Source organism: Inquilinus limosus (assembly GCF_002195995.1).
Taxonomy (GTDB): Bacteria; Pseudomonadota; Alphaproteobacteria; order DSM-16000; family Inquilinaceae; genus Inquilinus; species Inquilinus limosus_C.
Genome location: NZ_NHON01000144.1, coordinates 1 through 10,950 on the forward strand (window position 1 = coordinate 1; position 10,950 = coordinate 10,950).

Genomic DNA, 10,950 nt, shown 5'->3' on the forward strand with positions numbered 1-10,950 from the left:
CTCCACCGCCCGCACCACTCGCTCACGGAGATCCATCGAGCACGGTTTACCCATCCAGGCTGGCCTCCTCCCAGCCAGCATGGTGAATCACATTCCCTCGCCCCTGGGAATCCCCTTCCGATTCTAACCAACCTCATTCCGCTCTAGGACGCGCACGTCGTGAAACCGCCGGCCCGGCGGGCGCCTCGCCGTGCCCGCTCGTTGTGCCCGGGCATCAAGAGGAAGCCTATGAGTCTCTGTTAAGCCTGAATCTCAAAATTTAGCTTGAGCTACATTTGAATCAATGCGAGGGATTCTCAATGCAATAGCGATGCAACGGAGAGGCTCATGGCGAGGTCGGGGATTCGAAGCGTGCTGGCGGCGGCGCTGGCACTGGTGCTGACGGTCGGACCCGCCTGGGCCGAGGGGGCGCGGCCGAAGCGCATCGTCACCACCTTCACCATCCTGCAGGACATGGCGCAGACCGTGGCCGGCGACGCCGCGATCGTCGAATCGATCACCAAGCCGGGGGCGGAGATCCACGACTACGACCCGACGCCGCTCGACGTGGTCAAGGCGCAGGACGCCGACCTGGTGCTGTGGAACGGGCTGGGCCTGGAGCGCTGGTTCGAGAAGTTCTTCCAGGGCGTCAAGGACGTGCCCAGCGTGGTGGCGACCGAGGGCATCCAGCCGGTCTCGATCGTCGAGGGCCCCTACACCGACAAGCCGAACCCGCACAGCTGGATGTCGCCGGCCAACGCGGTCGTCTATGTCGAGAACATCCGAAAGGCGCTGGTGGCGGTCGACCCGGCCAACGCCGCCACCTATGACCGCAACGCCGCCGCCTACACGGCGGAGCTGAAGGCGCTGGACGCGCCGATCCGCGAGGCGCTGGCGAAGATCCCGGCCGACCAGCGCATGCTGGTCAGCTGCGAGGGCGCCTTCTCCTACCTCGCCCGCGACTACGGGCTGGCCGAAGGCTATCTCTGGGCCGTCAACGCCGACGAGGAGGGCACGCCGCAGCAGATCCGCAAGGTGATCGACACCGTGCGCCGCGACCATGTGCCGGTGGTGTTCTGCGAGAGCACGGTCAACGACAAGGCGATGCGGCAGGTGGCGCAGGAGACCGGCGTCCGCTTCGGCGGCACCCTCTATGTCGACAGCCTGACCACCGATGACGGGCCGGCGCCGACCTATCTCGCCATGCTCCGCTACAACGCCAAGGTGATCCGGGACGGGTTCAATGTCGGCCAGTGAGGCACCGTCGATCGCCGTCTCCGGCGTCACCGTCCGCTACCGCGCCGGCAATACGGCGCTCAGCGACGTGTCGCTGACTATCGACCGGCCCAGCATCTGCGGCCTGATCGGCATGAACGGCAGCGGCAAGTCGACCCTGTTCAAGGCGATTATGGGCTTCGTCGCCCCGGCCGCCGGCTCGGTCGCGATCTGCGGCCGGCCGGTGGCCTGGGCGCAGAAGGCCAACATCGTCGCCTATGTGCCGCAGACCGAGGAGGTGGATTGGAGCTTCCCGGTCTCGGTCCGCGACGTGGTGATGATGGGCCGCCAGGGCCGCATGGGCTTCCTGCGCATCCCGTCGGCCGCCGACCGCGCGGCGGTGGCGGCCGGGCTGGAGCGGGTCGGGATGCAGGATTTCGCCGGCCGCCAGATCGGCGAGCTGTCCGGCGGCCAGCGCAAGCGGGTGTTCCTGGCCCGGGCGCTGGCGCAGGAGGCGCGGATCATCCTGCTGGACGAGCCTTTCACCGGGGTCGACGTCAAGACCGAGCGGGCGATCACCGGCATCCTGGCGGGCCTGCGCGACGCCGGCCACCTGATCCTGGTGTCGACCCACAACCTGGCCAGCGTGCCGGAGTTCTGCGACCAGGCGGCGCTGATCCATCGCAGCCTGGTCGCCTTCGGCCCGGTCGCGGAGGTGTTCACCGCCGACAACCTGGCCCGCACCTTCGGCGGCGCGCTGCACCAGCTGCCCTTCGGCCTGACCGATCTCGCGGAGCCGCGGCGGTGGGCGGTGGGATGACCGAACTGCTCGACCTCCTGGCCGAGCCGTTCGGCTACCAGTTCATGGTCAAGGCCATCCTCGGCGGCGGCGTGGTCGGGGCGGTCTGCGCCGTCCTCTCCTGTTTCGTCACGCTGAAGGGCTGGTCGCTCTTGGGCGACGCGCTGTCCCACGCCGTGGTGCCGGGCGTCGCCATCGCCTATCTGGCCGGCGCGCCCTTCCTGCTCGGCGCGGTGTTGTCCGGCCTGTTCGCGGTGCTGGGCATCGGCGCGATCGAGCGGGCGACGAAGCTGCGCGGCGACGCGGTGATCGGCGTCGTCTTCACCGCCTTCTTCGCCCTCGGCCTGCTGCTGATCTCGCTGTATCCCAGCAACCTCAGGCTGACCACGATCCTGTTCGGCAACCTGCTGGGCATCGCCGATGCCGATCTGTGGCAGCTCCTCGCCGTCGGCGCCGGCTGCCTCTTGGCGGTGGCGGCGAAATGGAAGGACCTGCTGCTGTACTGCTTCGACGCGCAGCATGCTCGCGCCATCGGCCTGCCGACCGGGCGGCTGCATCTGCTGCTGCTGGGCCTCTTGTCGCTGACCGCGGTGGCGGCGCTGCAGGCGGTGGGCGCGCTGCTGGTCGTCGCCATGCTGATCACGCCCGGCGCCACCGCCTTCCTGCTGACCGACCGCTTCCCGCGCATGCTGGTCCTGGCCGCGGTCATGGGGGCGGCGACGGCGATGGCCGGCGCCTATGCCAGCTACTTCCTCGACGGGTCGACCGGCGGGCTGATCGTGCTGGCCCAGACCGCCCTGTTCCTGCTGGCGCTGGCCCTGGCGCCGAAGCACGGGCTGCTGCGGAGAGCAAGCGCATGAGCGGCTGGACCCTGGCTGGGCTGCTTCGGACGAGCGGGCATCCTGCCTCTCCCGCAAGCGAGACCCTTTCGGAATTCCAACACCGTCATTGCGAGCGCAGCGAAGCAATCCAGGGGCCAATGCGAACCGGCCCCTGGATTGCTTCGTCGGCTTCGCCTCCTCGCAATGACGGCGAAGGGGCTACCGTTATGAAAAGGTCTCGCAAGCGGGAGAGCCAATCTGTTCGCAAGCCTGCCGTCGGTATCGCTCGCCGATGTCTGCATGCGGGAGGAAGCGTCCGATGACCGCTCTCCTGTCCTTGCTCGAGGCCGCGGCGGAGCCGCTGCGGCACGGCTTCATGGTCCAGGCGATGCTGGTCGCCGCCTTCGTCGGCACGGTCTGCGCCGTGCTGTCCTGCTTCGTCGTGCTGAAGGGCTGGGCCCTGGTCGGCGACGCCGTCTCGCACGCCGTGCTGCCCGGCATCATCCTGGCCTATGTCGCCGGGCTGCCGATGTCGCTCGGCGCCGTCGCCAGCGGCATGGCCTGCGTGCTGTCGGCGGGGGCGATCGAGGCGCGCTGCCGGGTCAAGAGCGACGCCGTGCTGGGCATCGCCTTCACGGGATTCCTGGCGCTCGGCATGGTGCTGCTGGCGGAGACGCCGAGCAACGTCCACTTCATGCATGTGCTGTTCGGCAACCTGCTGGGCATCGAGCCGGCGGACATGATCCAGACCCTGGCGATCGGGTCGGTCACGCTGATCGCCGTGCTACTGCTGCGGAAGGACCTGATCCTGTTCTGCTTCGATCCCGGCCAGGCCCGGGTGATCGGGATCTCGCCGCGGCGGCTGGAGCTGATCCTGCTGCTGCTGGTGGCCGCGACCATCGTCGCGGCGCTGCAGGCGGTCGGCGTGGTGCTGGTGATGGCGATGCTGGTGACGCCGGGGTGCATCGGCCTGCTGCTGGCCGACCGCTTCGGCCGGGTGATGGTGGCCGCGGTCGGGTCCGCGGTTCTGTCCAGCGTGCTCGGCACGCTGCTCAGCTTCTGGCTCGACGGCGCCACCGGCCCGTCGATCGTGGTGGTCCAGGCGCTGCTGTTCGGGTTGGCCTTCCTGTTCGCGCCGAAGAAGGGGCTGCTGCGGCAGGCGGCCGCGGGTTAGGGCCGGATCGCTCCCGGACCATCCCGGAGGCGAAGAAAGCGGTGCGCGATGACCGCCCCCGCCAGGGCGGTCGCCACCACCGCGCCGAGCCACGCCCCGTAGAGACGCTGCCCGACGATGGCTCCGGCCAGGACCGGCGTGACCATATCGGTAACGGCGACCAGTGACTGGATCGTGCCCATGACCACGCCCTGGTGTCGCCAGGGGACGTGGACGGAAAGCCCGGCGATGAAGGTCGGCCGGGCCAGCGCCACGCCGGTGCTGACGCAGAGCACGGCGAGGGCCAGCATCGGGATCCCGGTGGCCAGGCTGGCCAGGACATAGCCGGCCGACAGCAGGCCGAAGACCAGGACGACCAGGCGTCGTTCGGTGAGGCGGCGGCCGAGCCACGGCAGCAGCAGGAGCTGGACGGCGATGTTGATGGCGCCGTCGGCGGCGAGGAGGATGCCGAGCTCGCGCGGGCCGAAGGCATGGCCGTTCCAGCTGAAGGTGTCGCCCAGGAACACCGCGAGTTGGGAGCTGAACAGGCCGTAGGACACGTAGTGGCACAGCAGGATGGCGACGACGACCCGGATCGCCGGCGAGGCCAGGAGCGACCGCAGCGACGTCCGTTCCCGCACCGCCTCGCCCGGCCCGGTGCCGTCGCGGGGTGCTCCGCCGTCCAGCCAGAGCGCGGTCGCCAGCAGGCTGGCCGCCGACAGCGCCATGGCGGCCCAGACCGGCGCCGACAGGGAGAGGCCGGCCAGGGCGCCCGAGAGGCCGGGGCCGACCATCCCGCCCAGGCCGAGCCCGGCGCTGAGGATCCCGATGGCCTGCCGCCGGTCGGCCGGGCTGCTGTGGTCGGCGGCATAGGCGGCCGCGGCGGAGAAATTCGCCGCGGTGAGGCCGAGCAGCGCCCGCGCCAGCAGCACGAAGACCACGCTGTCGGCCATGGCCAGCAGCGCCAGGCTGGCCAGCGCCCCGGCCTGGCTGGCCAGCAGCACGGTCCTGCGGCCATAGCGGTCGGACAACTGCCCCAGCCAGGGCGCGGCGACGAACTGGCTGAGCGCTTCGGCGCCGAGCACGAGGCCGAGGACCAGCGGCGTGGCGCCCAGATCCCGCAGGAAGAAGGGCAGGACGGGCAGGACGGCCCCGCTGCTGGCCGCGTCGAGGCAGACGATGACGAAGACCGGCAGGATCGGGCGCATCTCAGGCGGCCGGCCCGATGGTGAGCACCGTGCGCCGGCCGTCGTCGCGGTTCCAGGCCTGCCCGACCTCCGCCAGCGGCACCGGCGTCGTCGCGATGCGGAGGCCGGCGGGCCGGGCCGCCTGCAGCACCCCGCCGATGGCGGCGATCATGCGGTCGGGCGGCACGCTGCCGATGCCGCTGCCCAGCAGCGCGATCGCCGAGGCGCGCAGCGCGGCGGCGGGCAGGGCGATCTCCGCCCCGCTGGCCGCTCCGATCTGGACGAAGCGGATCGGCCGGGCCTCCGGCCCGGCCTTGGCGCCCGCCATCAGCAGTCCTGCCGCGCTCGGTCCCCACAGATAGTCGAGGACGACGTCCACCCCTTCGGCGAACTGCGCCTGGAAGCGGTCGGCCAGATCCTCGGCGCCGAGCGGGATGGTCACATCAGCGCCGAGCGCCGCGACCGCACTCAGGGCTTCGGCGTCGCGGCCGGTGGCGATCACTTTCCGCGCCCCGAGGTGCCGGGCGATCTGCACGGCCAGGCGGCCCGCCGTGCCGGTGGCGCCGTTGACCAGCACCGTCTCCCCGGCCTGCAGCCGGGCGCGCTCGACCAGGGCTGCCCAGGACGACATGCCGGGATTGGCGATGGCGGCGGCGGTGATGTCGTCGAGATCGTCGGGCAGGGGCAGGCACTGCGCCGCCGGCGCCACCGCCCGCTCCGCCATGCTGCCGAAAGGCGCGCGCGGCATGATGAAATAGACCCGGCGCCCATCGTCGAGCCGGCCGACCCCGTCGAGGCCGGCGACGAAGGGGAAGTGGCCGGATGAGCTGTAATGTGAGCCCGAGGCGCGGCTCCTGACCACGGGGCTGATGGCGGCGGCGGTGACGGCGATGCGGGCCTCGCCCGCCTCCGGCACCGGTTCGGCGAAATCGGCGCAGACGGGCGTCAGCCCGCGCCCGCGGACGATGGCGGCCTTCATGATAGGGTCCCTTCGAGGAGGATGTGTGTATAATGCACATATATGGAGGACTCTCGATGCCGGCAAGCAAAAATGTGCAAAATACACATATTAGCGAGAAGCTGCGGGAGCTGCACGGGGCGCTGCTCGACATCGTCGCGGTGATGAACCGGCCGCAGCGCGACGAGGTGCTGATCCGCGAGGCCGGGATCCCGCTGGACCGGGCGCTGTTCCCGCTGCTGGTCGGGGTCGGCCGCTTCGGGCCGATCGGCGTGGTCGAGATGGCCGACCGGGTGGGGCGCGACTACACCACCGTCAGCCGCCAGGTGGCGAAGCTGGAGGAGCTCGGCCTGGTGGAGCGCCGCGGCAGCGCCGCCGACCGCCGGGTGCGGGAGGCCGTGATCACCGCCAAGGGCAGGGCGATGACCGACCGGGTCGACGCCGCGCGCGACCGCATCGGCCGCGCCGTCTTCGGCCGCTGGGACCCGGAGGAATTCGACGAGCTGGTGCGGCTGATGCGGAAATTCGCCGATGCGGTGACGGCGGAGCCGCCGGCGCAGGACGATGGCCTGCCGGAAGTTCGGGATTCCTGAATTCTGATGCCAGCGTCCGGGGATCAATCGCCGATCCCGAACAAGCTACGCTCGCGCGATGCCGCCCCGGCTGAGGGCGGATCACGCGAGGAACGCCATGGCTTTCACGTTGAAGATCAACGGCACACCGCATGAGGTCGATGTCGACGGCGACACTCCGCTGCTGTGGGTGCTGCGGGATGTGCTCGGCATGACCGGGACCAAGTTCGGCTGCGGCCAGGCGCTGTGCGGCGCCTGCACCGTGCATGTCGACGGCGCGGCGACGCGGTCCTGCATCACCACGGTCGACAGCATCGGCGACAGCGCGGTCGCGACGATCGAGGCGGTCGGCCAGACGCCGCAGGGTGCCGCCCTGCAGCAGGCGTGGCTGGAGCTGGAGGTGGTGCAGTGCGGCTACTGCCAGTCCGGCCAGATCATGTCGGCGGCGGCGCTCTTGAAGGACACGCCGAAACCGACCGACGACGACATCGACGCCGCCATGTCGGGCAATGTCTGCCGATGTGGCACCTATCAGCGGATCCGCGCCGCGATCCACAAGGCCGCGGCGTAGGGGAGGGACGGATCATGCCTGATGGCTCTCACACCCTCGACCGCCGTGGGTTCCTCAAGGTCAGCGCTGCCGTGGGCGGCGGGCTGGCCCTCACCATCGCCCTGCCGCCGGCGCTGCGCCCGGCCCTGGCCGAGGCATCCGGCTTCGCGCCCAACGCCTTCATCCGCATCGACCGCCAGGGTCTGGTGACGCTGGTGATGCCGATGGCGGAGATGGGGCAGGGCACCTACACCGCCCACGCCATGCTGCTGGCGGAGGAGCTGGAGGTCGGGCTCGACCAGGTCCGGCTCGAGCATTCGCTGCCGGACGACGCGCTCTATGCCAACCCGATGCTGCATGTGCAGACCACGGGGCTCTCCTCCTCCGTCCGCGCCTTCTGGACGCCGCTGCGCCAGGCCGGCGCCGCGGCGCGCATGCTGCTGGTCGCTGCCGCGGCCAAGCAGTGGAAGGTCGATCCCGCGACCCTCAAGGCGCGGCACGGCCAGGTCACCGACGGCAAGCGGTCGCTGGGCTATGGCGAGCTGGCCGACGCTGCGGCCAAGCTGCCGGCGCCGGATCCGAAGGCCGTGGCGCTGAAGGACCCCAAGGACTTCACCCTGATCGGCACCCCGGCCAGGCGGCTGGACACGCCGGCCAAGGTGAACGGCACGGCGCAATACGGCATCGACGTCAGGTTGCCGGGACTGAAGATCGCCGCGATCGCCATCTCCCCGGTCCGCGGCGGCACGCCGAAATCGGTCGACGAGGCGGCGGCGATGGCGGTCAAGGGCGTCCGCCAGGTGGTGAGGACCGACGAGGCCGTGGCCGTGATCGCCGATCATATGGGCGCCGCCAAGAAGGGGCTGGAGGCCGCTTCGGTGCAGTGGGATGACGGCCCGAACGCCACCGTCAGCAGCGCCGACATCGTGCGCGCGCTGGAGGAGGGCTCGAAGCAGCCCGGCGTGGTCGCGCGCCATGACGGCGACGCCGAGAAGGCCCTGGCCGGCGCGGCGCAGCGGCTGGACGCGGTGTACCAGCTGCCCTTCCTGGCGCATGCGACGATGGAGCCGATGAACTGCACCGTCCATGTGCGGAAGGATGGCTGCGAGATCTGGGTCGGCACCCAGGCGCCGACCCTGACCCAGGCGCTGGTCGCCGGGCTGCTGGGGCTGCCGAAGGAGGCGGTGCAGGTCCACAACCACCTGATCGGCGGCGGCTTCGGCCGGCGGCTGGAGGCGGACGGCACCCTGACCGCCGTCAAGGTGGCGCAGCAGGTCGACGGCCCGGTGAAGGTGGTGTGGAGCCGGGAGGAGGACATCCAGCACGACCTGTACCGGCCGTACTACTACGACCGGGTGTCGGCCGGGATGGATGCGAACGGGCGGCCGGTGGCCTGGACCCATCGCATTGCCGGCTCCTCCGTCGTCGCGCGCTACATCCCGCCGCTGTTCAAGGACGGCTATGATTTCGACGCGGTCGAGTGCGCCGCGCAGCCGCCCTATGCCTTCGACGCCATCCATGTCGACTATGTCCGGGTCGAGCCGCCGGGCGTGGTGACCGCCTTCTGGCGCGGCGTCGGCCCGGTGCACAACGTCTTCGTGGTCGAGAGCTTCATCGACGAGCTGGCGGCGGCGGCCAGGCAGGACCCGGTCGAGTACCGCAAGTCCTTGCTCGGCCACAATCCGCGCGCCCTCGGGGTGCTGACCCTGGCGGCGGAGAAGGCGGGCTGGGGCTCGCCGCTGCCGAAGGGGCAGGGGCGCGGCGTGTCGGTGCAGTTCGCCTTCGGCAGCTACCTGTCGCAGGTGGCGGAGGTCGAGGTGGCGGCCGACGGGTCGGTCCGCGTCCGCCGTATCGTCTGCGCCGTCGATTGCGGCCTGGTGGTCAACCCGGACACGGTCGAGGCGCAGATCCAGGGCGGCACCCTGTTCGGCCTGACCGCGGCGCTGCACGGCGCCATCACCTTCAAGGACGGCCGGGTGGAGCAGGCGAATTTCGACACCTACCTGCCGATGCGGATCGACGAGGTGCCGGTGATGGAGACGCATCTGGTGCAGAGCGCCGAGGCGCCCGGCGGGCTGGGCGAGGCGGCGACCGCCATTGTCACCCCGGCGGTGACCAACGCGATCTTCGCCGCCACCGGCAAGCGCATCCGCACCCTGCCGATCGACCCCGGCCTGCTGAAAGCCTCCACCTGACCCCCGGACACCCCGGATGCGGAGATCGAGAATGAGAGCATCGCTTTGGGCGCTGGCCGCCCTCCTGACCGCCGGCGCCACCGCGCCGGCCCTGGCCGATGGCGACGCGGCGCGGGGCCAGACCCTGTTCTCGCGCTGCAGCGCCTGCCACACGGTGACCGACCAGAACAAGCTCGGCCCCCACCTGTCCGGCGTGGTCGGCCGCGTCGCCGGGACGCTGCCCGGCTACACCTTCTCCAGGGCGATGGTGGCCTATGCCAAGCCCTGGGACGAGCCGACGCTGGACGCTTTCCTGGCCGGCCCGGCCAAGGCGGTGCCGGGCACCAAGATGGCGGCGCCGCCGATCAGCAACCCGCAGGACCGGGCCGACCTGATCGCCTATCTGAAGACCGTGCCGGCGTCCTGAGGAGGGCAGGGGTTAGCCGCTCGGCTGGATCAGCAGCCAGCGGCTCGGCTCCCGCTGCACGAACTCGCGCTCGACATGGCGCAGGATGTGGCGCTGGCCGGCGAAGGGCACCATCCCGGCGGCCTCACCGAAGCCGGCCCAGCGGAACTCGCTGTGCTCGGCGTTCAGCCGCACCTCGGCGTCCGGCGCCGCGACGGCGACGAAGACCGGCAGCAGGCTGATGACGTTGCGCTCGGCCTCGTAGAACTGCTCGCAGATATCGGCGGAATACAACCGTTCCGGCACCAGCCCGGTCTCCTCTCTTGTCTCGCGCAGCGCCGCCTGCCAGCCGGTCTCGCCGGGCTCGACCGCGCCGGTGACCTGGCACCACTCCCCGGCCAGGGACCGGGTGCGGCGCAGCAGCAGCACCTGCGGCCCGGCGGCGGCGTGGCGGATGACGACAACGGCGACGGCGACGCTCCGGATCGGGATCTCCTGCATTCGCTCCTCGGGTTGCGACGGCTGCGGTGGCTCTCCAGCCATACCACGCCGCGAGCCCGCTATCCGCTCGCGCACAGCGCCGTCAGGCGCATCCAGATCTCGATCGGCATCAGCTGGACGGCGAGGAACAGCAGGACTGCGAGGCCGCCCAGGCCGCGGAAGATCCATCTCGCCATATCGACCGCCCCTCGTGACACGCCCTCGATCACCTGTACCTGCCGGTAGGAGAAATAGGCGAAGGCCAGGAAGCACAGCAGGGCCAGCAGTTCGGTGGCGAAGGCGCCGGCGGCCGACTGGGTGAATCGCAGCCAGCCGGGCAGCCGGAGCCCCTGATAGGTCAGCAGGACCTGGGACAGGGTGAAGGCGACCAGCCCGACGGCGTAGAAGCGGAAATGGAACCGGCTGAAGCGAAATGCGCTTCTCATTCCTATCTCCTCGCAAATCGCGCGGATGCCGGGTGCGCCGGCTCAATGCGCCGGCGGGACAATCCGCATCATCGAAAATGGATCGTGCAAATACGGTCGTGCTCTGCCCGTGATCCCATCATCGGATGCGGGCCGCGTCAACCGGATTGATCGGACTTTGTACCTAGCCGATGCCTGCGGGCAGGGGCAGGGGCAGGGGCAGGGGCAGGG

At 70.6% G+C, this 10,950-nt stretch carries 12 protein-coding genes; 8 read left to right on the forward strand and 4 right to left on the reverse strand.

Translation table 11 applies throughout. The features are described from left to right. Window positions 1–327 precede the first annotated feature (327 nt). From BWR60_RS33920 to BWR60_RS33935, 4 genes are all read left to right on the forward strand, one after another. A complete protein-coding gene (locus BWR60_RS33920) occupies window positions 328–1,236 on the forward strand; it encodes a metal ABC transporter substrate-binding protein (protein ID WP_088157402.1) in 909 nt (302 codons plus the stop codon). Further along, window positions 1,223–2,014 carry a metal ABC transporter ATP-binding protein gene (locus BWR60_RS33925; RefSeq protein ID WP_088157404.1) on the forward strand — a complete coding sequence of 264 codons (792 nt, stop codon included), beginning with the start codon at window positions 1,223–1,225 and terminating at the stop codon, window positions 2,012–2,014. Before BWR60_RS33920 ends, BWR60_RS33925 begins: the two co-directional genes overlap by 14 nt. Next, window positions 2,011–2,853, forward strand: coding sequence for a metal ABC transporter permease (locus BWR60_RS33930; RefSeq protein WP_088157406.1), 843 nt, complete (start codon window positions 2,011–2,013; stop codon window positions 2,851–2,853). The genes BWR60_RS33925 and BWR60_RS33930 overlap by 4 nt, the downstream gene beginning before the upstream one ends. A 280-nt stretch (window positions 2,854–3,133) precedes the next feature. Continuing rightward, window positions 3,134–3,988 carry a metal ABC transporter permease gene (locus BWR60_RS33935; RefSeq protein WP_088157408.1) on the forward strand — a complete coding sequence of 285 codons (855 nt, stop codon included), beginning with the start codon at window positions 3,134–3,136 and terminating at the stop codon, window positions 3,986–3,988. On the opposite strand, the gene BWR60_RS33940 is transcribed toward BWR60_RS33935, so the two are convergent. Further along, complete coding sequence (locus tag BWR60_RS33940) at window positions 3,985–5,175, reverse strand: MFS transporter (RefSeq protein ID WP_088157410.1); 1,191 nt, start codon at window positions 5,173–5,175, stop codon at window positions 3,985–3,987. The two genes, BWR60_RS33935 and BWR60_RS33940, sit on opposite strands and share 4 nt — an antisense overlap. Window position 5,176: 1 nt before the next feature. Next, complete coding sequence (locus tag BWR60_RS33945) at window positions 5,177–6,133, reverse strand: quinone oxidoreductase family protein (protein ID WP_088157412.1); 957 nt, start codon at window positions 6,131–6,133, stop codon at window positions 5,177–5,179. A 56-nt stretch (window positions 6,134–6,189) separates the two neighbouring features. On the opposite strand from BWR60_RS33945, the gene BWR60_RS33950 reads away from it, so the two are divergent. The 4 genes from BWR60_RS33950 (at window position 6,190) to BWR60_RS33965 (ending at window position 9,835) form a co-directional block, all read left to right on the forward strand. Then, window positions 6,190–6,705, forward strand: coding sequence for a MarR family winged helix-turn-helix transcriptional regulator (locus BWR60_RS33950; RefSeq protein WP_088157414.1), 516 nt, complete (start codon window positions 6,190–6,192; stop codon window positions 6,703–6,705). A 97-nt stretch (window positions 6,706–6,802) separates the two neighbouring features. Beyond that, window positions 6,803–7,255, forward strand: a complete 453-nt coding sequence (locus BWR60_RS33955; RefSeq protein ID WP_088157416.1) for a (2Fe-2S)-binding protein — start codon at window positions 6,803–6,805, stop codon at window positions 7,253–7,255. Between the two features lie 14 nt (window positions 7,256–7,269). Then, the gene (locus tag BWR60_RS33960) at window positions 7,270–9,429 is read left to right on the forward strand and encodes a xanthine dehydrogenase family protein molybdopterin-binding subunit (RefSeq protein ID WP_088157418.1); all 2,160 of its coding nucleotides are present in this window, start codon (window positions 7,270–7,272) and stop codon (window positions 9,427–9,429) included. 31 nt (window positions 9,430–9,460) lie between these two features. After that, the gene (locus tag BWR60_RS33965) at window positions 9,461–9,835 is read left to right on the forward strand and encodes a c-type cytochrome (RefSeq protein WP_218823810.1); all 375 of its coding nucleotides are present in this window, start codon (window positions 9,461–9,463) and stop codon (window positions 9,833–9,835) included. Between the two features lie 12 nt (window positions 9,836–9,847). Here the strand turns inward: BWR60_RS33965 and BWR60_RS33970 are convergent, their stop codons facing one another. Together BWR60_RS33970 and BWR60_RS33975 are read right to left on the reverse strand one after the other, a co-directional pair. Then, window positions 9,848–10,315: an NUDIX hydrolase gene (locus BWR60_RS33970; RefSeq protein WP_088157422.1), complete on the reverse strand. Its 468-nt coding sequence runs from the start codon at window positions 10,313–10,315 to the stop codon at window positions 9,848–9,850. A 59-nt stretch (window positions 10,316–10,374) separates the two neighbouring features. Continuing rightward, window positions 10,375–10,740 (reverse strand): hypothetical protein, encoded by a 366-nt coding sequence (locus BWR60_RS33975; RefSeq protein ID WP_088157424.1) that lies wholly within the window; start codon window positions 10,738–10,740, stop codon window positions 10,375–10,377. Window positions 10,741–10,950: the final 210 nt, after the last annotated feature.